Genomic DNA, 23973 nt, shown 5'->3' on the forward strand with positions numbered 1-23973 from the left:
GCCCCCGTCCGAACGTAGGCAACCGGCGAACCTGCCGCACCGGCAGTGGGCCATCCGGGTCGGCGGCCTCGCTGGGGCCTGCTCCGAACGGGGGACCGGCGGGCACTGTTCGGGCGACTCCCGGTGGTGGGCCGGCCACCCGGCGCCTCTCCTGGAAGGGCATGTGGCGGCCACCCGGCCAAGGAGGAAGCGATGGCGTCACCCCCACCGAATTCCGGCCCGGACGACTCCGAGGAGACCGGTGTTCCCGGTCGCGGTGGTGAGCCCGAGCAGCCGTCGCCGCCGCCCCCCGCCGGCAGCGCCGCGACGCCGGGGCCGGCCGGAGCCGCGCCGGCCGGAGCCGCGCCGGCCGGCGACGCGGCCGGCGAGATCGCCCGACTGCACGCCCGGATCGCCGCCCTCGAGGAAGCCCCTCGCAAGAAGGAGCACCACCGCTGGCGGACCTCGGGCGCCGTGATTCTCATCGTGATCGCCTCGGTGCTCTCCCTGGTCTCCGTGCTGGCGGTCTGGACGGCCGACTTCGTCGGCAACACCGACCGGTACGTCTCCACCGTGGCGCCGTTGGCCACCGACGCCGACATCCAGGCGGCCGTCACCAACCGGGTCACCCAGGTCGTGCTGGAACAGATCGACGTGGACGCCCTGGTGCAGGAGCTCTCCGACGCGGCCGCCCAGCAGGGCGTGCCGGAGAACGCGGCGAAGCTGATCGGCAATCTCAAGGGGCCCATCAAGAGCGGCCTCACCCAGCTGATCAGCACGACCGTCAACAAGGTGGTCACCAGCGACGCGTTCGCCACCGTCTGGGTCGACGCGAACCGGCTCGTCCACTCCGCCCTCAACAAGGCGTTGACCGGCGAGGGCGGCGGCGCGGTCAAGCTGGAGAACAACCAGGTCGCCATCGACATCGGGCCGATCGTCGCCAAGGTGAAGGACGAGCTGGTCAACGCGGGCCTCGGTCCGGCCGCCAGGATTCCCGAGGTGCACACCAACTTCGTGGTCTTCGCCTCCAACGATGTCGGGAAGGTCAAGACGTACTTCCGGCTGCTCGAGGTCATGGGCGTGTGGCTGCCGATCGTCACCGTGCTGATCGCCGCCGGCGGTGTCTTCCTGGCCGTCAACCGGCGCCGGGCGCTGATCGGTGCCGCGGTCGGCGTGTTCTTCGGCATGCTGCTGCTCGGCATCGTCCTGACAGTGTTCCGGGAGATCTACCTGGACCGCCTGCCACCGGGCGCCAACCAGGCCGCGGCCGCCACGATCTACGACACGCTGGTCCGGTTCATGCGGGCGAGCATCCGCGCGATCGGCACGGTCGCCGTGGTGACCGCCGTCGGCGCCTTCCTGATCGGCCCGTCCAAGCCGGCCGTCGCCGTGCGCACCGCCTGCCGACGGATCATCGGGTCGCTGCGCGGTGCGCTGTACTCGCTCGGCATGAAGCTCGGGCCGGTCGGCCCGTTCGTGCACCGCTGGAAGCGCTGGATCGGCGTGGCCATCCTGCTGGTCGCCGCCGTGATCCTGGCGACCTGGTCGTACCCGACGTGGGGCGTGGTGCTGTGGATCACCTTCTTCGTGGCGCTGGCCTTCGCCATCCGGGAGTTCCTCGACACGGGGTCCGACGGTGACCACGCCCCGCCCCCGGCGGCCCCCGGAGGCCCGCCACCCGCACACGCCTGACCCCAGTCGCTCCGGCTGCCCTCCCGGCCCGGCGGGCGGCGGGCCGGTGGCGCAGGCAGTGGTTGCGAGCCGCCCGGGGTGCTCAGTGGTCCTGGCGGTGGTCGGGGATCAAGGGACGGAGGCTCTCCGGGATGGCGTCGCCGAAGGTCTCCTCGAGGTGCCTGCGGGTTTCGTCGCCCGCGTGGCTCATGCGGGTGAACATGGCCTGCTCGTAGGAGGCGAGGCCGGCCTCGGGGTCGTCGGGGTGGGCGGCGAGGGCGAGGGCGAGTTCGGCGCCGTCGCACATGGCCCAGTTGGCTCCCTCGCCGTCGGGGGCCTGGAGGTGCGCGGCGTCGCCGATCAGGGTCACCCCGGGGGTGCGTTCCCAGCGGTGTCCCTCGGGCAGGGCGTAGTGCGGACGCAGCACCGGCGGGGTGTCGGTGTCGGTGATGAGTGCGGTGAGCTCGGGCGCCCAGCCGTCGAACTCGGCGGCGACGCGGGTGGCGGCCGCGGCCGGGTCGGTGAAGTCGATGCCGTCGAACCACTCCAGCGGCCTGGTGAGGGAGACGTACGCGTGCAGGGTGTCGCCCCGCTCGCGGTGGGCCGTGATCGTCCGGTCCGGTGCGGGGGCGAACATCGAACCGCCGCCGACCGCCCGGGCGGCGGCCGGGTGGCGGGTGTCGGCGTCGAACAGGTAGGTCTCGACGAAGGAGGTGCCGGCGTAGGCGGGCGTCGCCGCGGACAGCAGCGGGCGGATCCGGGACCAGGCGCCGTCCGCGCCGACGAGCAGGTCCGTGGTGAGGGCGGAGCCGTCGGCGAACTGCACCTCGTGGCGGCCGTCCGCGAGGCTCCGGGCGCCGGTGGCCTTCCGGCCCCACCGCACCGTGCCCGCGGGGAGGGCGTCGAGCAGCATCCGCCGCAGGTCCGCGCGCTGCGCCTCCGGCCTGCCGCCGGTGCCGTCGTCGTCCATTTCGAACAGGACGGTGCCGTCCTGGCCCAGGGCGCGGGTCGCCTGGCGGCCGTCGAGGACGATGGCCCGGAACTCGGCCGTCAGTCCGGCCGCCTCGATGGCGGTCTGGCCGTTGTAGTCGTGGATGTCGAGCATTCCGCCCTGCGCCCGGGCGGCGGGCGAGGCTTCGGCCTCGTGGACCTCGGCCGGTATGCCGTGGACGTGCAGGACGCGGGCCAGCGTGAGGCCGCCGAGCCCGGCGCCGATGATCGTGACGGTCTTCAAGGTGACTCCCTCCGAACGTGGTCGACGTGGCCGCCGGACCGGTTTGGTGCGGCGTGCCAAAGTCGACGGTACGCCTTTTGGTGCGGCGTTCCAAGTTGGTTCAGTGCACTAAATGTGGCAGCATGGAGTCATGACGACGCCAGCGGGCCGGCCCCCGCGCCGCAACCAGGTGCTCTCCCGGGAGCAGATCGTCGACGCCGCGGTCGCGCTGCTGGACGCGGGCGGCGAGGACGCGCTGACCGTCCGGGCGCTCAGCGAGCGCCTGTCCACCGGGTCCGGTGCCATCGCGTACCACGTGGGCCGACGGGACGAGCTGCTGGACACCGCGACCGAGACGGTCGTGACGGCCGCCCTGGCGGCCAGGCCCGCCCGGGAGTCGGCCGCCCCGGCCGAGGAGATCCGGGCCGTCGCGCTGGCCCTGTTCGACGCGATCACCGAGCACCGGTGGCTCGCCACCCGGCTGACCCTGCAGATCGTCCGCAACCCGGTCGGCCCGGTGACGGTCGGCATCTTCGAACGGATCGGTCGCCAGGTCGCCGCGCTGGGCGTGCCGCGGGAGCGCTGGTTCGACGCGGCCTCGACGCTCGTGCACTACATCCTCGGAGCGGTCAGCCAGAACGCCCGGATCGAGGGCGACACCTCGGGCATCGACCCCGACGCGGACCGCGAGCAGCTCTTCGGCGCGACCACGGCGGCCTGGCGGCAACTCGACCCCGCCGAGCACCCGTTCATGCACGCCATCGTCGACCAGGTCACGGGCCACGACGACCGCGAGCAGTTCCTCACCGGCATCGGCATCATCCTCGACGGCCTCACCCGCCTGCGCTGACCCGCCTGCGGGTCGGCCGGGCCGTCGAGGCGTCCGTCAGGGTGCTGCCGGGCCGGTCGCGGTGGTCAGGAAGAACGTGACCACGTAGGTGAACCGCCGGGTGCGCACCGCAGTGTCGAACCGGTCGACGAACCGATCGGCCTGTGCGGCGGTGAGGTGACCGGCCTCGGCGGCAGTGTGCGCCCAGGACCGCAGTCCCATGCAGTTGTCGGCGGCCGCCGGATCGCGAAGGACGAGGGTACGGGCCTCGGCCGTGACGTTGTCGCAGCCGTGTCGCGCGAGGAGGCCGGGGTGTCGGTGGGCGAGCGTGCCGTTGCGCAGCAGGACGTCGGCGCGGAAGCGGAGCACCTCGCGGGCCAGTGCCTGGTCCTCGATGTCGAGGACCTGGGTGTCGTAGTCGGGATCGGCCAGGCCGATCCGTCCGCCGGGTCGCAGGACCCTCAGCATCTCGCGGACGGCCTCCTCTGGCCGGGACAGGTGTTGGAGAACGCGGTCGGCCGTCACAGCATCGAAGGTGGCGGTGCGGAAGGGCAGCCGGTGGCCGTCCGCCACGACGGCGGGCAGACCTCGGGCGGCTGACCGGCGGGCCATGGTGTGCGAGGAATCGAGGGCGACGACGTCGGCACCGGTGCGGGAAGTGAGGGCCGCGGCGCCGCTTCCCGTACCGGCCCCGACATCGAGCACCCGCGTGCCGGGGCCGGCCCGGAGGAGCCGGTGGAGCCGTTCCTTGTACGCGCAGTAGAAGGGGTTCGGCGTCGAGCGCGTTCAGCACGCGGACGAAGTCGCCCGGATGCGGCTGGTCGTCGACGCCGGTGAAGCCGTGGACTGTCGAGCGGTGGGTCAAGGCGGGCCCTTCTTGATCCGGTCCTGGGTGTTGAGCCGGTCGGCGGACACCCGGTGGGGCTAATCGCGGTGGCGTTGCGCGAGGGGTGGCGGGGGTGGGTGTTTGACTGGGGGCCGGGCGTCCGGCGATGAGGAGCACTGTGAGTCAACTCGACCTGGCCAGGCTCCAGTTCGCCATGACATCGGTCTACCACTTCCTGTTCGTGCCGGTCACCATCGGCCTGGGCTTCCTGACCGCGCTGCTGCAGACGGGCTGGTACCGGACGCGCCGGGCCGAGCTGCTGCAGCTGACGCGGTTCTTCGGCGTCCTGCTGGTGATCAACATCGCCGTGGGCGTGGTGACCGGCCTGGTCCAGGAGTTCCAGTTCGGCATGGACTGGTCGCAGTACTCGCGGACGGTCGGCGACGTGTTCGGCGCGCCGCTGGCGATGGAGGGCCTCGCCGCGTTCTTCCTGGAGTCGACCTTCCTCGGGCTGTGGCTGTTCGGCTGGGACCGGCTGCCGGCACGGGTGCACCTGGCGACGATCTGGGCCGTGGCGCTGGGCGGCGTCCTGTCCGCGGCGTTCATCATGGCGGCGAACTCCTGGATGCAGCGCCCGGTCGGCTACACCGTCGACCCCGCCACCGGCCGGCCGCAACTCGACGACGTGTGGGCGCTGTTCACCAACCCGGTGTTCCTGCGCGGATACCTGCACGTGGTCCTCGCCTCGCTGGTCACCGGCGCGGCCGTGATGCTGGCGGTGTCGGCCTGGCAACTGCGCAAGGGCGCCTCCCCGGCCGCGTTCCACGCCACGGCCCGGCTCGCCCTGGTGGTGATGGTCCCGGCGCTCCTGGTCGCCATGCTGGTCGGCAGCGAACTGGGCGTCACCGAGGGCAAGTACCAGCCGATGAAGATCGCCGCCGCCGAGGCCCAGTGGGACACCTGCCAGCCCTGCTCCTTCTCGCTCTTCCAGGTCGGCGGCGGCAAGAACGATGAGGATCCGACGAAGATCATCGCCATCCCGCACCTGCTCTCGCTGCTCGCCACCAACCACTGGAACGGCCAGGTGCTCGGCCTCAACGCCGTCCAGGCCCAGTACGAGCAGCAGTACGGGCCCGGCGACTACGTCCCCAACGTCTTCGTCCAGTACTGGTCGATGCGCGTGATGGCCTACCTCGCCGTGGTCGTCCTGCTCGTCGGGCTGTGGGGCCTGTGGCTGCTGTGGCGCCGACGGCTCGGCACCGCGCGCTGGTTCCTGCGGGTGGCGGTCTGGACGGCCGTGCTGCCGTTCCTGATCAACACCGCCGGCTGGCTGCTCACCGAGAGCGGCCGCCAGCCGTGGATCGTCCAGGGCCTCCAGCTCACCCGCGACGGGGTGTCCCCGTCGGTCAGCACCGCGACCGTCGCCACCAGCATCCTGGTGTTCTTCCTGCTCTACGCGGCGCTCGCGGTGGTCGAGGTCGTGCTGATCACCCGGTACGCCCGCAAGGAGCTGTCCCCGCCACCCGCCGAGGACGCCCCGGTCCCGGCCCTGAGCTACTGAGGGGCCCGCGATGGCGCTCACCACCTTCTGGTTCGTCGTCACCGCCGTCCTGTGGACCGGCTTCTTCGTCCTGGAGGGCTTCGACCTCGGCGTCGGCATGCTGCACACCGTCGTCGCCCGCGACGAGCCCGGCCGGCGCGCGGCGATCAACACCATCGGACCGCTCTGGGACGGCAACGAGGTGTGGCTGATCGTCGCCGCGGCGGCGATGTTCGCGGCCTTCCCCGACTGGTACGCCACCCTGTTCTCCGCGCTCTACCTCGCGCTCGTCCTGCTGCTCGTCGGGTTGATCGTGCGGGGCGTCTCCTTCGAGTTCCGGGGAAAGGTCGACGGCCCGCGCTGGCGCCGCACCTGGGACGTGCTGCTCACCGGCGGCAGCCTGCTGGTCCCGCTGCTGATCGGCATCGCGCTCGGCGACCTCGTGCACGGGCTGCCGATCGACGGGAACCAGGAGTTCACCGGCGGCTTCGGCGACCTGTTCTCCTGGTACTCGGTGTTCGCCGGGATCACCCTCGTCCTGCTCTGCCTGCTGCACGGCGCGATCTTCATCGCGCTCAAGACCGTCGGCGCGGTGCAGCGCCGGGCCAGGCTGCTGGCCCGGCGCATCGCACCGCCGACCGTCCTCGCCGTCCTCGCCTTCCTGCCGTGGACCCACGCCACCGCGGGCGAGGGCGCACTGCCCGACATCGTCGAACTGATCGCCATGCTCGCCGTCCTCGCCGCCGGCTGGCTCGTCGCCGTCCGCCACGACGGCTGGGCGTTCGTCGCCACCGCCGTCACCATCGCGACCACCGTCCTGTCGCTCTTCGTCGACCTCTACCCGCGGCTGATCGTCTCCACCGTCGACCCCGCCTACGACCTGACCGTCCACAACAGCGCCGCCGGCGGCTACGCACTCAAGGTGATCAGCGTTGTCGCGGTCGTCTTCCTCCCCCTGGTGCTCGCCTACCAGGGCTGGACCTACCACGTCTTCCGCCTGCGCATCTCCGCCGACGACTTCCGCCCGTCCACCACCGCGGACTGACGGAGCCCCGCCGCCGGGATTCGGCGCCGGGGTGGCGGGAGATTGTCTGCGGGCCCGGAGTGCGTGAAGCGATGTCGGTCAAGGCTGGGCGTGGCGGCGGGTTCTGAGGGTGTGTCACGGTTTTTAATGGCGAAATGGAAATTACGATTCGCCGCGCATTCCTGCGAGCGGCCGCGACCTTTGCCTGCATCTGCTTGGCCGCTCCGACGGGCGCAGTACCGGCCGGGGCGTCGGTGGTGCCGTCCGGGGTGAAGGCGAATGCGTCGGGGCCTTCGGGGACGGCGCGCGAGCTCGATCGGGCGATCCAGGAGATCTTGGAGAATGCCGGAGTCCCGGGTGTGATTGCGGGGGTGTGGATTCCCGGGCAGCTCAACTATGTGCGGGCGTTCGGTGTTGCGGACAAGGACGATTGCAGTCCGATCCGCTCGGACATGAACATGCGTATCGGCAGTGAGACGAAGACATTCACGGTCACCGCGCTGCTCCAGTTGGTGGACCGTGGAAAGGTCGGGCTGGACGATCCGATCTCCCGCTATGTGCCCGGAGTTCCGGACGGTGAGCACATCACGCTGCGTCAGCTCGCCAATATGCGCAGCGGCCTTTTCCCCTACACCGCGGACCAGGACTGGCTGCGGGCGTTCCACGAGGATCCGCACCGGCAGTGGAAGCCGCGCGAGCTCCTCCGGTTCGCCTTCGCGCACGAGAACCAGTTCGCGCCGGGTACGCAGTTCGACTACTCCAACACCAACACGGTCCTGCTGGGCCTGGTCGTGGAGAAGGTCACTCATCGGTCCCTGGAACGCGCGATCAGCGACATGATCACCCGGCCGAGCGACCTGAACCACACGTTCCTCCCCAAGGCCGCGGAGTTCCCCCGGCCCTACCCGCACGGGTACACCGAGGAGACGGCGACCGGGGCCGAGGCGGACGCGACGGACTGGAACCCGAGCTGGGGCTGGGCCGCGGGCGCCATGATCTCGAACCTCGACGACCTGAGGTCCTGGGCCGAGAACGTCGCCACGGGCAAGCTCCTCACGCCGGCCACGCAGGCGGAACGCCTCCAGGCACTGCCGACCCCGGCTCCGGGCGATGCCTACGGCCTGGGGATCGACATCAACCACGGATGGATCGGGCACGCGGGATCCCTCCCCGGCTACCAGAGCCTCACCATCTACCTGCCCGACCTCAAGGCCACCGTCGTGGTCCTGGCCAACACGGACATCAAGTCGAACGGAGAGAATCCCTCGACCCTGTTCGGCCGGGCGATCACCCGGATCATCAGCCCGGACAACGTGTACGGCGCGGCCCCCGACCAGGACGACGTCGATTAGCCGACGGCCCCCTTCCACAGGTCGTCAGCGGACCGGCGCGGTGACCGCGGCGCGATGCCCGACGAGAAGGCCCTCGGCCTGGTGGCGGCAGGCGGTGGCCCGCTCGCCGTGGCCGGCGGCGTCGAGGGCGGCGGCCAGTTCGGTGTACGCGGTCGCCGTGCCCTGCGGGTCGCCGAGACGCTGCCGGAGCGCGAGGCCCTGCTCGGCGCACGCGATCGCCTCGCCGTGCTCACCGGCTGTGCGGTGTTCGGCGGCGAGGTCGAGCAGGGCGAAGGCCTCGCGGTAGAGGTTGCCCTGGGCCTGTGCGATCGAGCGGCTGCGCAGTTGGCAGTCGACGGCCTCCGGGTGGCGCCGCTGCCTGCCGCGGACCAGGCCGAGGATGTTCAGGGCGGCGGAGGCCAGTTCGGGAGTGCCGTTGTGCCGGTAGGTACGGATGCTCTCCTCGCAGTACTGCTCGGCCCGGTCGAGGACGCCTCGGCGGAGGTGGAGCAGGGCGAGGTTGTCGAGGGCGATGGCGGTGTCCACGGGCTGGCCGGCGGCCCGGTGGACGGCCAGGGCGCGGCTCAGGCAGACGGTGGAGGGGGTGTGCAGGCCCAGTTCCAGGTAGACCAGGCCGAGGTTGTTGTAGGCGCGGGCCTGCCGGTGGCTGTCCTGGTGCAGGCCGAACAGCCGGATCGCGGACAGGAGTTCGGTGGTCGCCTCGGCATGGCGGCGCCGGGCGGCGGCGAGGGTGCCGAGTTCGAGCCGTCCGATCGCCTCGGCCAGCGGGTCGGGGTCGGGCCCGGTCCGCGCCAGGCGGACGGTCCGGCCGGCGAGCTGCTCCCAGTCCTGCCAGTGTCCGCGCCGCTGGAGGAACGCCCGGAGGCGGGTGGTCAGTTCGGCGAGGACGTACGGTTCGACGGCTCCTGCCGCGGCGGCCTGGAGGGCGGTCCCGACCACGGTGGGGCGTTCGGCCTCCAGCCAGTGCAGGGCGTCCTCGGCGTCGGTGAAGCGGTGTTCCGGGAACGGCGTCCCGGGCCCCCGGAAGTCGCTGCCGGCGCTGTGGCCGGGGCGGAGCAGCAGGTCGGCTGCGTGGACGGCGGCCAGGTGGGTCCGGGTGAGGCGGCCGAGCATGCCGGTGAGGGCCGCCTCCCGCTCGGCGGGACTGTTGAGGCTGCGGCCGAACACCTTGAGCAGGTCGTGGAAGCGGTAGCGGAAGCGTTCGCCGCGGTCCGGTCGGGCGGCTTCGATCAGGTGGGCGTCGGTGAGGGTCTCCAGGTGGTCCTCGGCCCGGTGGTCCGGGATGCCGAGGGCGGCCGCCGCGGTGGGCACGCCGAGGTCGGGTGCCGCCAGTTCGCTCAACAGCCGGAAGGCGGAGGCGGCTTCGCGGTCGGGCAGGCCGTCGTAGCTCACCCTGAGGCCGGCGGAGACCTCCAGCCCGCCGGCCCGCAGCTCGCCGAGCCGGCGCTCCTCGTCGCGCAACCGGCGGGCCATCAGGCCGAAGGCGCCGGCGGGGCGCCCGGTCACCCTGGCCGCCACGATGCGCAGCGCGAGCGGGTAGCCGGCGCAGACGTCCAGGACCTCCTCGACGCTCGCCGTCTCGTCGTCGACCCGCTCCGGGCCGACGGCCTTCCGCAGCAGCCCGCGGGCATCGGCGTCGTCGAGGGCGCCGAGCCGCAGGACCGTCCTGGTCGCCAGCCCGGGCAGCAGGGAGCGGCTGGTCACCAGGACGAGGCTCTCCGCGGACGCCGGCAACAGCGGTTCCACCTGGGCGGAGTGCTCCGCGTCGTCCAGCAGGATCAGCAGCCGGCGACCGGCGGTGACCGTCCGGTAGAGCGCGAGGCGGCGCTCGAAGCCGGCGGGGACCCGGTCGCCGGGGAGGCCGAGGTCTTCGAGCAGACGCGCCAGGATCTCGGTGGGCGGCACCGGGCGTTCGCCGCCGCCGTGCAGGTGGGCGTGGAGTCGGCCGTCCGGATACCGGGAGCCGAGCCGGTGCGCGGCGTGGACGGCGAACGCGGTCTTGCCGATCCCGCCGGGCCCGGTGACGACGGCGAGCCGGGGTGCGCTGCGGGTGGCCGGTGCGGAGTTTCCCCGGCTCGGCGCGGAGCTGCTCCGGCTCGGGGCGGAGATCCGTCTCAGTACCGCGAGTTCGGCCTGTCGGCCCGTGAAGTCCGGTACCTCCGGCGGGAGTTGCGAGGGGGACGGGCGGAGCGCGGCCGAGCCGCCGGCGGGGGAGAGGTGGAGGGTGGGATCGCCGTCCAGGATGCGGCGCTGGAGGTCGCGCAGCTGCCACCCGGGCTCGACGCCCGCCTGGTCGACCAGCGTCCGCCAGGCGTCCTGGAACACGGCGAGCGCCTCCGCCCGGCGATCGGCCCGGTGGAGGGCGAGCATCAGCAGGGCCCGGACCCGCTCGCGGCAGGGGTGGGCGGCGGCCAGGGCGGACAGCTCGGGCACCGATTCGTGGTGGAGTCCCTGTTCCAGGCGGACGGCGAACCGCTCCTCCTCGGTGGCCAGCCGCAGTTCCTCCAGGCGGTGCCGCTCCCGCGCGGCGCTCGGGCCCGGGATCCCGTCCAGGGCCCGGCCGTTCCACAGGGCCAGGGAGCGGCCCAGGGCGGCGGCGCTGCCGGCGAGGTCACCGGCCTCGTGGCAGCGGCGGGCGGCCCGGCGTTCCTGCTCGAAGGACCACGCGTCGAGGCGGTCCCGGTCGGCGGGAAGGGCGTAGGCCTCGCCGCGGGAGAGCAGCACCGCCGCACTCGACCGGTACGCCCGGTCGGGCTCGATGGCCTTGCGCAGCCGGGCCACGTAGGTGGCGACCAGCTGCGGCGCGGTGGCCGGCGGCAGGTCGCCCCACACACCCCGGACGATCTCCCCGCGGGGCAGGAACCGTCCGTCGGCGCCGAGCAGCATCGCGAGGACGGCCCGCTGCTTGGCCGGACCGGCGTCCACCTCCCGGTCGTCGTCGAACACCCTGACCGGCCCGAGAAGTTGATAGCGCAGCACCACGGTTGGGTGAGTCTCCCCTTCGCATCCCGCCCCCGGGTCCCCTTCCGCCGCAGCATAGGGGCTGCCGGGGCGGGAGGGAACGAGCGGTCCGAGGGGCGGGTGCGGTGGGCGGGCAGCGGATCAGGTCAGCTGCCAGAGCGCGGGGGTGCTCGGCGGCTCCCAGCCGGCCTGCGAGGTGTGCGCCTGGAGACACCGGTACACGAGTCCGCCGTACGCCGCCCGGTCGCCCACGGCGTAGGACCTGCCTGCGACCCAGGCCGCGGCCGACGTCGCGGTGGCGGTCGGTGAAGCGGTCGGGGTGGCGGACACGGACGAGGTCGCGGTGGGCGACGGGGAGGGCGTGGACCCGCCGCTCTTGCGGTACAGGTGGATGTTGTCGACGTACACGTCCGACCGCTGGGACATGCCTTCCCGGCCGTAGATGCCGCACTTGAAGTAGTGGGTGCCGGCACCGCGGTCGTTGAAGGTCTTCCGCAGTTGGCCGTTGACGTAGACGAACACCTTCGCCGCCGCCGTGTCGTGGACCACGTTGAGGTGCACCCACCTGTCGTACACGGGGGAGTGCAACTGGGTCGCGGAGTCGTAGTAGTTGAGGCTGTCGGTGTTCATCGCGAGGGCCATGAACGTGGTGGCGGAGGTGGTGGCCCCGAAGATCTGCATCACGCAGACCCGGTGCGCCCCGGAGCCGACCTTGACGTCGGCCTCGAACTGCGCGGAGCCGGAGGAGTACTCGTCGAGGAACCGGATCTCGCTCCGGGGGCCCGACGAACTGGTCGGCCAGAGCACGGGGTCGGTGTCGTTGAGCCAGAAGTGGTGCAGGCCGGAGCCGTCGACCGTGTGCCGGGTCAGGCCGCTCGGCTGGTGCACGGTGTAGTCACCGCTCACCTCGGTCCAACCGGAGCCGATCGGCGAGGCCTCGGCCGACTGCTCGGCCCAAACTCCGGCCGCCAGTCCGGTGGCAGCGGCCACGCCGCCGACCAGGAACGTCCTTCTGTTCAGTGGGGACACGGGTACTCCTCGGTGAAGGGTCGGTCGGGTCGACCCGTGCGATGTCCGCCGGTGCGATGTCGCCCGGTGGGGTCCTGCTGGTGCGCTGTGTCGGCCGGTCGGGCCGGGTCGCGGCGGGGGATCCGGTGGGCCCCGCGCCGAGGCCGGGCCACAAGATCCGCCGGACCGGTCGGGGCGGTCAAGCCTCCGCCGGTGCGGAGCGGCCCGGCACCGGGCCTCCGGCGGCGGTCGGTGGAGTGCCGGGCGAGGGCGGCCGGTACCTCGGCGGCCGGCCGCGCGAGCGGCGTACGCCCAGGTCGGAGGCGGCTGCGCCGGTCCCGCGGGAGTGCGGTCGGCGGGCCCGCCGACGGGGGTCCGTCCGCCCGGCGCGGCCGACCGGACGGCGACCCGGATTCCATCCGCATTGCATTCGGCCTGCCCCCACCCCGGGTGCCCGGGACGCCCGGCTCAAGGAGACCGTCACGGACGGGACGTCATGGCCCGGCTGCGGAGGCATCCGGCCCATGGGGCAGGATGGCGGTCAGTTCGGCATGCGTACGCCAGCTCGACCGCGGCGGCGCACAACACGACCTGACAGGCGACAAGGTGACGACACAGCACGTTCGGCGGCCAGCGCCGGCCGGTTCCCCCGCCCTCCACGCGGCGGGGGCGGCCCGGTGACCCGGGAGCTGGTCCTGCACGACTGGCTGGTGGCCGGCATCGCGCTGGTCTCCGGCGGGGTGGCCGGGCTGGTGCTGCGGGCCCTGATGAAGTGGCTGGGCAGGCTCGCGCTCAGGACCGCGTGGAGCGGGGACGACGTCATCGTCGACGCGCTGCGCACCATCGTCCCCTGGTCGGCCGTGGTCGCCGGGGCCGAGGTGGCCGCTTCGGCCCTGCCGCTCACGGCGCGGGTCAGGGGACTGGCCGACCAGTCGCTGATGGCCGTGCTGATCGTCATCGCGACGCTCAGCGCGGCCCGGGTGGTGGCCGGGCTGGTGCAGTCGGTGGCCGCGGCGCGGACGGGCGTCGCGGCGTCCGCGAGCATCTTCGTGAACATCACCCGGATCGTGGTGCTGGCGCTGGGCGTCCTGGTGGCCCTGGAGACCCTCGGGGTGTCCATCGCCCCTCTGGTCACCGCGCTCGGGGTGGGCGGTCTCGCGGTCGCGCTGGCGTTGCAGGACACCCTGGCCAACCTCTTCGCGGGTGTGCACATCCTCGCTTCGAAGACGGTCCAGCCGGGTGACTACATCCGGCTCACCAGCGGGGAGGAGGGGTACGTCGTCGACATCAACTGGCGCAACAGCGTGGTGCGCAACCTCCAGAACAACTTGGTGATCATCCCCAACGGCCGCCTGGCGCGGACGAACATGACGAACTTCTCCCGGCCCGAGCAGAAGCTGTCGATCCTGGTCCCGGTCGGGGTGGGCTACGACAGCGACCTGGACCACGTGGAGAAGGTCACCCTGGAGGTGGTCGACAGCGTGATGGCCGACGTCACCGGCGGCGTGCCCGACCACAAGGGCGCCGTCCGCTTCCACACCTTCGCGGACTCCAGGATCAACTTCAATGTGAAGCTGGGCGTCAGCGAGTTCAGCGACCAGTACCGGATCAAGCACGAGTTCATCAAGCGCCTGCACCGGCGGTACCGGGAGGAGGGCATCTCGATACCGGCGCCCACCCGCACGGTCTCGCTCCAGCACGACGGGCCGGGCGCCCCGCCCTCCCTCCCGCACCAGTGGGAGACGTCGCCCGAGGTGCTCGCCGACCGGCGGTCGTAGCGGGCGAGGGCGCCGGCGGAGCCCGGGCGCGTGCCCCGGGCGGGTGCCGCACTCTTACCGAAGCATGACGCAGTGCCCGGCGTCGGGGTCAGGACGCCGCCGGGCGGATAGCGTCGGCGGGCATGAGGATTCTCGTCACCGGCGGTGCCGGGTTCATCGGATCGCAGGTCGTGCGGTCCCTGGTCGCGGCCGGACACGAGGTGCGGGTCCTGGACGCGCTGTTGCCCGCCGCGCATCCGTCGGGCGCCGCGCCGACGATGCCGGACGGGGTCGAGTTCGTGCACGGCGACGTGCGGGACGCGGACGCGGTGGACCGGGCTCTCGCCGGGGTGGACGCCGTCTCCCACCAGGCCGCGATGGTCGGTCTCGGTGTCGACTTCGCGGACGCGCCCGACTACGTGGGCTGCAACGACCTCGGCACCGCGGTCCTGCTGTCCGCGATGGCCCGGTCCGCGGTCCGTGGCCTGGTGCTGGCGGGATCGATGGTGGTGTACGGCGAGGGCCGGTACCGCTGCGCGACGCACGGGGACGTCGCCCCCGGCCCCCGGCGCCCGGCCGACCTGGACGCCGGCCGGTTCGAGCCGCCGTGCCCGGTGTGCGGCGCGCCGCTGCGGCCCGGGACGGTGACGGAGAGCGCGCCGGGCGACCCGCGCAATGTCTACGCGACGACCAAGCTCGCCCAGGAGCACCTGGCCTCGGCCTGGGCACGCGCCTGCGGGGGGCGGGTCCTGACGCTCCGCTACCACAACGTGTACGGGCCGGGGATGCCGAAGGACACCCCGTACGCCGGGGTGGCGTCGCTGTTCCGCTCGGCGCTGGCGCGGGGGGAGGCGCCGCAGGTGTTCGAGGACGGCGCGCAGCGGCGCGACTTCGTCCACGTCGGGGACGTGGCGGCCGCGAACGTGGCCGCGCTGGAGGCGGTCGGCGGGCGTCCGCAGGGCAGCTTCCGGGCCTACAACGTCGGCAGCGGCGAGGTGCGGACGGTGGGGGAGATGGCCCGGGCGCTGGCCGCCGCGTACGGGGGGCCCGCGCCCGTGGTGACGGGCCGGTACCGGCTCGGCGACGTGCGCCACATCACCGCCGACTCCTCCCGGCTGCGCCAGGAGCTCGGATGGCGGGCCCGGGTGCCGTTCGCCGAGGGGATGGCGGAGTTCGCCGCCGCGCCCCAGCGGGTCTGATCCCGCCGGGGGCTCGTTGCGGTGCGGGTTCAGCCGCGGGCGGCGGGCAGGGCGATCTCGAAGCAGCAGCCGCCGGCCACATTGTGGACGCCCGCGCGGCCGGCGTGGGCCTCGACGATGCCCCGGACGATCGCCAGCCCGAGGCCCGCGCCGCTGTCGCCGCCGTCCCCGGCACCGCCACCGGAGTACGGCGCGGTGGCGGTGTCCGCCGGGAGCGGTGTGCGGGCGGTGCTGCCGCGCCAGCCGGTCTCGAAGACCCGGGACAGGTCCTGTTCGGGGATGCCGCCGCACCCGTCGGTGACCGAGAGGACCACCTCGTCGGCCTCCCGCCGGGCGGAGACGGCCACCACGCCGTCCTCGGGGGTCGAGCGGATCGCGTTGACCAGGAGGTTGCCGAGCACCCTGGTGATCTCGTGGGTGTCCACCTCGACCGGCTCGGCGGCCACCTGACGGCCCTCCAGGCGGACGCCGCGCTGCCGGGCGAGCGGGTGCGCGCCGGCGAGCGCGTCGTCGACCAGGTCGTGGACGGACACCCGCGACAGGGAGAGGGACAGTGCCCCGGCCTGGATCCGGGACAGCTCGAACAGGTCGTCGACCATCGCGGTGAGCCGCTCGACCTCCGTGCGGATCCGGCGCAGGTAGCGGTCCGGGCTGTCGGTGACGCCGTCCTCCAGCGCCTCCGCCATCGCGCGCAGGCCGGCCAGCGGGGTGCGCAGGTCGTGGGAGATCCAGGCGATCAGCTCGCGCCGCGAGGCGTCGAGCATCTGCGCGCGGGCCCGGGACTCGGCGAGCCCGGCGCTGGTGGCGGCCAGTTCCCGGCTGAGCTGGGCGAGTTCCCGGCCGAGCGGGTGGTCCGGCGCGGTGAAGCCGGTGTCGCTGCCCACCGTCCGGGCAGCGACGGCCAGGGCCCTGCTGCCGGCCACCACCTGGCGCCCGAGCAGCGCCGCGATGACCAGCGACACGACCGAGGCCATGCCCAGGACGGTGATCACCACGCCGAGGTCGTGGTGGGACAGGAACATCGCCTGCGCCACGGCGAACGTGCCGGAGGTGACCGCGAGGACGGTGACGACGGCGACGCAGAACAGCGAGAGCGCGACCGAGCGGTGCCGTAGGAGCCGGACGGCCACCCACCCGACCAGTCCGGCGAAACCGGCGCCGAGCGCGGCGAACAGGGCGATCAGCAGCAGGTCCTTCACCGCGCACCCCCGGCGGGAGCCCCGGCCGCCGGGTCGTAGCGGTAGCCGACGCCCCAGACGGTGGTGATCAGCGCCGGTGCGGCGGGATCGTCCTCGATCTTCTCCCGCAGCCGCCGGACGTGGACGGTCACGGTGGACAGGTCGCCGAAGTCCCAGCCCCAGACCTGCTGCATCAGCTCCTGCCGTGAGAACACCGTGCCGGGCCGCCGGAGCAGGAAGGCCAGCAGGTCGAACTCCCTGATTGTCAGCGCCAGCTCGTCCGTGCCGCGGTGGGCGCGGCGGGCCCGGGCGTCGAGCGTGATGTCGCCGCTGACCAGCGGACCGCCCGCGGTCTCCGGTGCTGCGGCGGCCCGGGACCGGCGGAGCACGGACTGGACCCGCAGGACGAGCTCGCGCGGGCTGAACGGCTTGGTCACGTAGTCGTCGGCGCCCACCTCCAGGCCGAGGATCCGGTCGGCCTCGTCCCCCTTGGCGGTCAGCATCACCACCGGGACGTCCGAGCCCCGGTCGGCCCCGCGCAGCCGGCGCAGCACCTCCAGGCCGTCGATGCCGGGCAGCATCAGGTCCAGGACCAGCAGGTCGGGGCGGTGCGCGCCGGCCAGCGCCAGGGCCTGCCGGCCGTCGGCGGCCCGCTCCACCTGGTGGCCGGCCCGGGTGAGGTAGCCGGCCACGACCTCGGCCACGGTCGGATCGTCGTCGACCACCAGGATGCGGGCCGGGCTCGGCAGTCCGGCGTCGGGGCTCTCGTTCATCCGCCGAGGATACGAGCCCCGGTGCGGCCCCGGCGCCCCGCTCGCGGCCCCGTCCGGGTTCCGTAAGATCCGCCGTCCGCCGTCCGTCGCCCGCCCGGCACCACCCCGAGGGCGTACGAGTTCCGTAAGGCGTCGTTGACGCCGTGCGGCGGTGGGACGCGGTTAGCGTGGCGAGGGTGACCCCAGCGACCCTGCCCTCCGTCGCCGCGCCGCGCGTCGACGTCATCCTGCCCTGCCTCGACGAGGCCGCCGCCCTGCCCTGGGTCCTCGAACGGATCCCCACCGGCTGGCGCGCCGTCGTGGTCGACAACGGCTCCCGGGACGGCTCCGCCGACCTGGCCCGCGAACTCGGCGCCACCGTCGTCACCGAGCCCCGACGCGGCTTCGGCGCCGCCTGCCACGCCGGGCTCCTGGCGGCCACCGCCGAACTGGTCTGCTTCCTGGACTGCGACGGCTCCCTCGACCCCGCCGAGCTTCCCCGGGTCACCGGCCCGGTGCTGGCCGGCCACGCGGACCTGGTCCTCGGCCGCCGCCGCCCCACGGCCTCCGGAGCCTGGCCGGTGCACGCGCGGCTGGCCAACGCCGTCCTCGCCCGCCGGCTGCGCCACCGCACCGGAGCACGCCTGCACGACCTCGGCCCGATGCGGGCCGCCCACCGGGACCGCCTGCTCGCCCTCGGCCTCGGCGACCGCCGCTCGGGCTACCCCCTGGAGATGGTCCTGACCGCCGCCGCGGCCGGGATGCGGATCACCGAGACGCCGGTCAGCTACCGGCCGCGGGCCGGCCGCTCCAAGGTGACCGGCACCGTGCGCGGCACCCTGCGGGCCGTCCGCGACATGAGCGGCGTCCTCGCCGCACCGCCGCCCGTCCTGCTGGTGATCGCCAAGGCGCCGGTCCCCGGGCGGGTGAAGACCCGGCTCACCCCGCCCTGTACGCCCCGTCAGGCCGCCGACCTCGCCGAGGCCGCGCTGACCGACACCCTGCGCACCCTGGCCACCGTCCCGGCCGCGCTGCGCCTGCTCGTCCTCGACGGCGAGCCCGGGGACTGGCTGCCGCCCGGCTGGCAGGTCGTCCCGCAGACCGGCGGCGGACTGGACGAGCGCCTCGCCGCCGCCTTCACCGAAGCCGCCCGCCTCCGACCCGGGGCGCCCGCGCTGCTCGTCGGGATGGACACCCCCCAACTGACCGCCGCCACCCTCGCCGAACCGCTCGCCGCCGCCCGCCGCAGCGGCGTGGACGCCTGGTACGGGCCCGCCACCGACGGGGGCTTCTGGGCGCTCGGCCTCGCCCGCCCCACCGGGGAGCTGGCGCGCAGGCTCCTGCTCGGCGTCCCGATGTCCACCCCGCACACCGGCGCCGCCCTGCTCGAACGCCTCGCCTCGGCCCGGCTGACCGTCCGTCACCTGCCGTCGCTGACCGACGTCGACACCTTCGCCGACGCCCGCCTGGTCGCCGACGGCGCCCCCGACAGCGGGTTCGCCGCCTGCCTGCGCTCCCTCGACCCGGCCCCCGAGAGGACCCGATGACCGCGCGCGCCCTCCCCTGGACGGACGACCCGTTCGCGCAGGCCGTCCGCACCGGACGCGGCCCGCTCTGGCTCCGCCGCCAGGACGGCCGGCGCATCCCCCTCGACATCGAACGCTGGAGCGCGCCCGCGGGCGGCGCCGACCACGGCCTGCTCCTGCGCTGCACCCGGCTGCCGGCGCCCGTCCTCGACCTCGGCTGCGGCCCCGGCCGACTCGTCGCCGCCCTCCTCGAACGCGGGATCCCGGCCCTCGGCGTCGACATCACCGCCGCCGCGGTGGCCAGCACCCGCCGCCTGGGTGGCCTCGCGCTGTGCCGGTCGGTCTTCGACCGGCTTCCCGCCGAAGGCCGGTGGGGCGGTGTGCTGCTCGCCGACGGCAACCTCGGCATCGGGGGCGACCCCGGCGCGATCCTCCGCCGCTGCGCCGAACTCCTCGCCGCCGGCGGCACGCTGCTCGTCGAGGTCGAGCCGCAGGAGATCGAGGAGCGGACCACCGTCCGCGTCGAGGGCCCGGACGGCCGGCTCGGGCCCGCGTTCCCCTGGGCCCGGCTCGGCGCGGACGCCACCGCCCACCACGCGGGCCGGGCCGGCCTGGTGGAGACCGAACGCTGGTCCTCGCACGGCCGGCACTTCCTCCGCCTGCGCGCGTCCTGAGGCCCCCGGGCGAGCCGTCAGCGCACCCGCGTCCCGGTGGCGCGGCGCTCGTCGGCGGCGGCACCCGCCCGCCGTGACCGGGAGACCCGGCGCACGGCGGGCACCGCGAGCACGCACACCAGGGCCGCCCCGTACGCGGCCCGCTGGACGGCCGTCCCGCCCGCCAGGTAGAGCACCTGACCTGCGGCGGGGACGGCCAGCCACTCCCAGCGGCCGTCGAGGGCGACCAGGGCCACCACCAGCAGCCCGTACCACGGGTAGGCCGGCGCCACCAGCAGCAGCGCCGTCCCGGTCACCAGCAGCGCGCCGCCCCACGGGCGGTGCGGATCGCCGGACAGCAGGACCCGCAGCACCACCGCCGCCAGCACCAGCGCGGCCGCCCACGGCGCCCAGCCGTCCGGCACCACCGCCCGCAGCAGCCCGAATCGGTCCAGGTGCTCCTGCCCGTACCCCTCCTCCCGCAGGTAGCCGGGCAGATAGCCGAGCACCCCCGGTCCGGAGAGCAGCAGGTACGGCAGGTACACCAGAGCGAATGCCCCGGCCGCCGCCCCGAGCAGCACCGCGTCCCGCCGGCCCGGCCGCCGGGAGAGCACCCCGGACAGCGCGCCCGGCAGGGCGAGCGCGGGCAGCAGCTTCGTCGCGACCGCCGCCCCCAGCAGCGCACCCCCCGCCGCCGCCCGCCCGCGGGCCGCGCACCCCAGCCCGGCGACCATCAGCAGCGCGCCGAGCGTGTCGACGTGCGCGTCGTTGACCGCCCACACCGCCACCCCCGGGCACCACCCCCACAGCGCCGCCCGCCGGCTCCCCCGCCCGACGGCCAGCAGGACACCGGTGGTCGCCACCGCGAGCAGCGCGCCGCCCACCTGCACCCCGCGCACCCCGCCGCCGAACGGACGGAGCGTCAGGAACCAGACCTCCGCCACGGGTGGGTAGATCGTATGTACGGAGGGGCGGTTGATCCGCGTGCAGGCGCCGTCCACCGTCCGCCGCTCGTCCCACGAGGTGCAGCCGTCGTCCGCCGGGAACAGCCCGGGGTCGCGCAGCCGGACCAGCGCCGGGTCCTCGGGGGTGCGCGCGTACGGGGAGACCCCGGCCGCCTGGACCCGGCCGTCCCACACGTACCGGTAGGCGTCGTCGCTGGTCCGTGGCGGCGCCAGCAGACCCGCCGCCGCGACCAGGACGCTCCCGACCATGACGAGCGGCACCACCTGACGGTCCGCCACCCGCCGCAGCAGCACCACCGCGAGCGCGAACAGACCCGCGTCGAGCGCGTACCAGCCGTACAGACCGGTGCGGTCGCCGAGCGTGCCGCCGGCGGTCACGGTGGTCGCCAGGGCGGCCACCAGAGCGGCGAGGGCGAGTACGCAGGGCAGCAGCGGGGTACGGGTCGTCACCGGGCCAGCCTGCCACCGGCCCCGCCGCGCGAAGGGCACCGGACACCGCGGCGTTCGGATTCCGTAAGCACGTCGCTCCACCTCCGACGGCCGTCGGCACGCTTCGATGAGCGGGTGGAACCCAACTCCTCCGGCGTCCGACGCCGCCTCGACCGTCCGCTGCCGCCGCCCCCGGAGGCACTGCGCCGCGGCCCGTTCCGGGCCGGGACCTTCCGCTCCCCGCTGCACGAGCCGCGCACCACCGTCGTCCTCGGCCGGTGGCTCGGCGCGGCGGTGCTGGTCTGCTTCCTGACCGGACTCGCCAGCCACCTCCTCCAGGACCCGCCCACCTGGCTGTCCGGCGTGCTGCCCGCCCGTCCGGCCGACGGCTACCGCTTCACCCAGGGCCTGCACGTGATCAGCGGCATCGCCGCGATCCCGCTGACCGGCGCCAAGCTGTGGACCGTCTACCCGCGGCTGTTCGAATGGCCCCCGGCCCGCAGCGTGCTCCACGCCCTGGAACGCCTCGGCATCGCCGTCCTGGTCGCCGCCCTGCTGCTGGAACTGTTCACCGGCCTGCTCAACACCCTCCAGTGGTACCCGTGGCCGTTCCCGTTCCGGCAGACGCACTTCTGGCTGGGCTGGCTCGCCACCGGCGGCCTGCTGATCCACCTCGCCGTCAAGGCCCCGCTGATCGCCCGCAACTGGCGCCGACCCCAGGCGTCCGTCCCCGGCCGTCGCGCGTTCCTGACCTCGGTCACCGCGGCGGTCGGCGCCGTCACCCTCACCACCGCCGGCCAGACCGTGCCCTGGCTGCGCGGCCTGGACCTGCTGGCACCGCGCCGCCCGGACATCGGATCGCAGGGCCTGCCGGTCAACCGCACCGCCGCCCAGGCCGGTACGGTCACCGTCCCGGCCGACTGGCGGCTGCGGGTCGACGGGCCGCGGCCCTACACGCTCGGCCTCGACGACCTGGCCCGGCTTCCCCAGTACGACGCCGTCCTGCCGATCGCCTGCGTCGAGGGCTGGAGCGCGAGCGCCCGCTGGACCGGCGTCCGCCTCGCCGACCTGCTGGCCCGGGCCGGAGCGCCCACCGGCACGGCGGTCCGGGTCACCTCACTGGAGGCCGACGGCCCCTACCGGGTGATGGAGATGCCCGCGCAGTACGTCGACGACCCGCTCACCCTCCTCGCCCTTCGGGTCAACGGCGAGACGCTGAACGCCGACCACGGCTTCCCGGCACGGATCATCGCGCCGAACCGGCCCGGTGTCCTGCAGACCAAGTGGGTCGCCCGGATCGAGGTGGTCCGGTGACCACCTGGCTCCGGGCCACGGCACTCGCCGCCGGTCTCGCCATGACCGGCTACGGCCTGTACGGCCTGCTCGACGACTCCTACATCACCGCACCGGTCGACATCCTGGTCTGGGCGGTGGGCGGCCTGGTCCTGCACGACGGGCTGTGGGTTCCCCTGCTGTGCCTCGTCGGCGCGTACGCGGCCCGCGGCCCGGTGCTGCGCGGCTGGCTGATCGTCGCCGCGGTGGTCACCGCCGTCGGGCTCCCGGCCGTGCTCCGCGCCGACGACGACCACGGCAACCCCTCGGTGCTGCCACTGCCGTACCTGCGCAACTGGCTGCTGGTGCTGGCCGCCACCGCCGTCCTCGCCCTGCTGCTCGGGCTCCTCCGGCGGCGGCGGAACCCTCCGGTCAGTCGCCCGGAACGCCGGGAAGACCCGTTGTGAGACCGTCCAGCGCCTGCCCGCACGGGCAGGCGCGCTCGGCGGGCAGCAGCCCGATCGCCTTGAACAGCACCGTGCGCAGCCGCTCCACATTGCGCGCGAACTCCGCGAGGACCTCGGCGTGCGTCACGCCCTGGCCGCTCTCCACCCCGGCGTCGAGGTCCGTGACCAGCGCGATCGACGTGTAGCAGAGCCCCAGTTCACGGGCGAGCACCGCCTCCGGATGCCCCGTCATCCCGACCACCGACCAGCCGTTCGCGGTGAACCAGCGCGACTCGGCGCGGGTGGAGAACCGGGGCCCCTCGATCACCACCATGGTCCCGCCGTCCACCGGCTCCCAGGCCGCCGCGCCCGCCGCCTCCAGCGCGGCGGCCCGCCCGGCCGGGCAGTACGGGTCCGCCATTGACACGTGCACCACCTCGGGGACACCGCCGTCCGGCAGCGGCAGCCCGTCGTAGAAGGTCTGCACCCGCCCCGACGTGCGGTCCACCAACTGGTCCGGCACCAGCAGCGTCCCCGGCCCGAAGTCGGGCCGCAGCCCGCCCACCGCGCACGGCCCCAGCACCTGCCGCACCCCGAGCGAGTGCAACGCCCACAGGTTCGCCCGGTAGTTGATCCGGTGCGGCGGCAGGCGGTGGCCGCGCCCGTGCCGCGGCAGGAACGCCACCGACCGGCCGGCCACCTCGCCGACCACCAGCACGTCGCTCGGCTGCCCGTACGGCGTCTCCACCTGCACCTCGACCACGTCGTCGAGCAGCTCGTACAGACCCGAACCACCGATCACACCCACCTCGGCCCGCACCGGGCCATGACCGTCCGTCACGTTCACCACTCCTCTGCGTCACTGTCCGGCCACTGTAGAAGCCGGCGGTGCCCGAACCGGGACACCCGGGCCTTACGGTTCACGAACGCCGGGTCGCGGGGCGTGTCCGGCGGGAGGCTGGGCAGGGTCCGCGCTCCGATCGGCGACGTAGACACGGACGGTCTTCCCGCCATGGATGTCCGGCGTCACGTCCACGGCGGTGCCGATCTCGCGGATCAGGACCAGCCCCCGCCCGGAGGGACGGGTGGCGGAGGGAGGCTGCGGCCGGGGCCCGCGCCGGCTGGAGTCGGTCACGCGGATCTCGGTCCCCTGGGGGTCGGACACCAGGACCAACCGTCCCGGGCCGTCCGTGTGGTTCACCACGTTGGTCGCCAGTTCGCTGACGACCAGGAGGACGTCGGCGATGTGGCAGCACCCCTTCGGGTGGCACTGCTGCAGGAAGCAGCGTGCGGCGGCACGCAGACGTGCGACCTGTCGCGGGTCGGGCGGGATCATCAGGTCCAGGCGTTGACCGCCGAGGGTCTCCTGCCGCGCAGGCCGGCACCGCGGTGA

At 74.0% G+C, this 23973-nt stretch carries 19 protein-coding genes and 2 pseudogenes; 12 read left to right on the forward strand and 9 right to left on the reverse strand.

Going from position 1 to position 23973, the window contains the following annotated elements:
• The first annotated feature begins 192 nt into the window (after positions 1-192).
• Positions 193-1671, forward strand: coding sequence for a hypothetical protein (locus ACGFX4_RS04560; protein WP_393070216.1), 1479 nt, complete (start codon positions 193-195; stop codon positions 1669-1671).
• An 82-nt stretch (positions 1672-1753) separates the two neighbouring features.
• On the opposite strand, the gene ACGFX4_RS04565 is transcribed toward ACGFX4_RS04560, so the two are convergent.
• The gene (locus ACGFX4_RS04565) at positions 1754-2884 is read right to left on the reverse strand and encodes an FAD-dependent oxidoreductase (protein WP_393070217.1); all 1131 of its coding nucleotides are present in this window, start codon (positions 2882-2884) and stop codon (positions 1754-1756) included.
• Between the two features lie 130 nt (positions 2885-3014).
• Here ACGFX4_RS04565 and ACGFX4_RS04570 point away from each other — a divergent pair, with 130 nt between their 5' ends.
• Complete coding sequence (locus ACGFX4_RS04570) at positions 3015-3713, forward strand: TetR/AcrR family transcriptional regulator (RefSeq protein ID WP_393070218.1); 699 nt, start codon at positions 3015-3017, stop codon at positions 3711-3713.
• Positions 3714-3749: 36 nt separating this feature from the next.
• Here ACGFX4_RS04570 and ACGFX4_RS04575 read toward each other — a convergent pair whose 3' ends face one another.
• A complete protein-coding gene (locus ACGFX4_RS04575; protein ID WP_393070219.1) occupies positions 3750-4397 on the reverse strand; it encodes a methyltransferase domain-containing protein in 648 nt (215 codons plus the stop codon).
• A gap of 299 nt (positions 4398-4696) precedes the next feature.
• Between ACGFX4_RS04575 and ACGFX4_RS04580 the strand changes: the two genes are divergently transcribed.
• From ACGFX4_RS04580 to ACGFX4_RS04590, 3 genes are all read left to right on the forward strand, one after another.
• Complete coding sequence (locus ACGFX4_RS04580) at positions 4697-6079, forward strand: cytochrome ubiquinol oxidase subunit I (RefSeq protein WP_393070220.1); 1383 nt, start codon at positions 4697-4699, stop codon at positions 6077-6079.
• Positions 6080-6089: 10 nt separating this feature from the next.
• Complete coding sequence (gene cydB / locus ACGFX4_RS04585; RefSeq protein WP_393070222.1) at positions 6090-7103, forward strand: cytochrome d ubiquinol oxidase subunit II; 1014 nt, start codon at positions 6090-6092, stop codon at positions 7101-7103.
• A 134-nt stretch (positions 7104-7237) separates the two neighbouring features.
• Positions 7238-8434 carry a serine hydrolase domain-containing protein gene (locus ACGFX4_RS04590; protein ID WP_393070224.1) on the forward strand — a complete coding sequence of 399 codons (1197 nt, stop codon included), beginning with the start codon at positions 7238-7240 and terminating at the stop codon, positions 8432-8434.
• Between the two features lie 24 nt (positions 8435-8458).
• On the opposite strand, the gene ACGFX4_RS04595 is transcribed toward ACGFX4_RS04590, so the two are convergent.
• Both ACGFX4_RS04595 and ACGFX4_RS04600 read right to left on the reverse strand, forming a co-directional pair.
• On the reverse strand, positions 8459-11416 hold the full coding sequence (locus ACGFX4_RS04595; protein ID WP_393070225.1) for a BTAD domain-containing putative transcriptional regulator: 2958 nt from the start codon (positions 11414-11416) through the stop codon (positions 8459-8461).
• Between the two features lie 120 nt (positions 11417-11536).
• Positions 11537-12424, reverse strand: coding sequence for a carbohydrate-binding protein (locus ACGFX4_RS04600; RefSeq protein ID WP_393070227.1), 888 nt, complete (start codon positions 12422-12424; stop codon positions 11537-11539).
• A 656-nt stretch (positions 12425-13080) separates the two neighbouring features.
• On the opposite strand from ACGFX4_RS04600, the gene ACGFX4_RS04605 reads away from it, so the two are divergent.
• Positions 13081-14181, forward strand: coding sequence for a mechanosensitive ion channel family protein (locus ACGFX4_RS04605; RefSeq protein WP_393070228.1), 1101 nt, complete (start codon positions 13081-13083; stop codon positions 14179-14181).
• A gap of 122 nt (positions 14182-14303) precedes the next feature.
• Positions 14304-15359 (forward strand): NAD-dependent epimerase/dehydratase family protein, encoded by a 1056-nt coding sequence (locus tag ACGFX4_RS04610; protein ID WP_393070230.1) that lies wholly within the window; start codon positions 14304-14306, stop codon positions 15357-15359.
• Positions 15360-15388: 29 nt separating this feature from the next.
• Here the strand turns inward: ACGFX4_RS04610 and ACGFX4_RS04615 are convergent, their stop codons facing one another.
• Both ACGFX4_RS04615 and ACGFX4_RS04620 read right to left on the reverse strand, forming a co-directional pair.
• On the reverse strand, positions 15389-16558 hold the full coding sequence (locus ACGFX4_RS04615; RefSeq protein ID WP_393070231.1) for a sensor histidine kinase: 1170 nt from the start codon (positions 16556-16558) through the stop codon (positions 15389-15391).
• The gene (locus ACGFX4_RS04620; protein ID WP_393070233.1) at positions 16555-17310 is read right to left on the reverse strand and encodes a response regulator transcription factor; all 756 of its coding nucleotides are present in this window, start codon (positions 17308-17310) and stop codon (positions 16555-16557) included. The genes ACGFX4_RS04615 and ACGFX4_RS04620 overlap by 4 nt, the downstream gene beginning before the upstream one ends.
• Positions 17311-17477: 167 nt before the next feature.
• Between ACGFX4_RS04620 and ACGFX4_RS04625 the strand changes: the two are divergent.
• The 3 genes and pseudogenes from ACGFX4_RS04625 to ACGFX4_RS04635 all read left to right on the forward strand — a co-directional run.
• A pseudogene (locus tag ACGFX4_RS04625) lies at positions 17478-18173 on the forward strand (glycosyltransferase family 2 protein); the annotation flags it as partial.
• A gap of 192 nt (positions 18174-18365) precedes the next feature.
• Positions 18366-18836, forward strand: a pseudogene (locus ACGFX4_RS04630) (DUF2064 domain-containing protein); the annotation flags it as partial.
• On the forward strand, positions 18833-19489 hold the full coding sequence (locus ACGFX4_RS04635) for a class I SAM-dependent methyltransferase (protein ID WP_393070234.1): 657 nt from the start codon (positions 18833-18835) through the stop codon (positions 19487-19489). The pseudogene ACGFX4_RS04630 and the gene ACGFX4_RS04635, both read left to right, overlap by 4 nt.
• A gap of 17 nt (positions 19490-19506) precedes the next feature.
• On the opposite strand, the gene ACGFX4_RS04640 is transcribed toward ACGFX4_RS04635, so the two are convergent.
• The gene (locus ACGFX4_RS04640) at positions 19507-20883 is read right to left on the reverse strand and encodes a hypothetical protein (RefSeq protein ID WP_393070235.1); all 1377 of its coding nucleotides are present in this window, start codon (positions 20881-20883) and stop codon (positions 19507-19509) included.
• Positions 20884-21042: 159 nt separating this feature from the next.
• Between ACGFX4_RS04640 and ACGFX4_RS04645 the strand changes: the two genes are divergently transcribed.
• Both ACGFX4_RS04645 and ACGFX4_RS04650 read left to right on the forward strand, forming a co-directional pair.
• Complete coding sequence (locus ACGFX4_RS04645; RefSeq protein ID WP_393070280.1) at positions 21043-22176, forward strand: molybdopterin-dependent oxidoreductase; 1134 nt, start codon at positions 21043-21045, stop codon at positions 22174-22176.
• Positions 22173-22601 carry a hypothetical protein gene (locus ACGFX4_RS04650; RefSeq protein WP_393070236.1) on the forward strand — a complete coding sequence of 143 codons (429 nt, stop codon included), beginning with the start codon at positions 22173-22175 and terminating at the stop codon, positions 22599-22601. Before ACGFX4_RS04645 ends, ACGFX4_RS04650 begins: the two co-directional genes overlap by 4 nt.
• Here the strand turns inward: ACGFX4_RS04650 and ACGFX4_RS04655 are convergent.
• Positions 22567-23421 carry an S-methyl-5'-thioadenosine phosphorylase gene (locus ACGFX4_RS04655; RefSeq protein WP_393070238.1) on the reverse strand — a complete coding sequence of 285 codons (855 nt, stop codon included), beginning with the start codon at positions 23419-23421 and terminating at the stop codon, positions 22567-22569. The genes ACGFX4_RS04650 and ACGFX4_RS04655 overlap by 35 nt on opposite strands.
• A gap of 72 nt (positions 23422-23493) precedes the next feature.
• Positions 23494-23916 (reverse strand): ATP-binding protein, encoded by a 423-nt coding sequence (locus ACGFX4_RS04660; RefSeq protein WP_393070281.1) that lies wholly within the window; start codon positions 23914-23916, stop codon positions 23494-23496.
• Positions 23917-23973: the final 57 nt, after the last annotated feature.

It is taken from the genome of Kitasatospora sp. NPDC048365, assembly GCF_043200835.1.
Lineage (GTDB): Bacteria > Actinomycetota > Actinomycetes > Streptomycetales > Streptomycetaceae > Kitasatospora > Kitasatospora terrestris.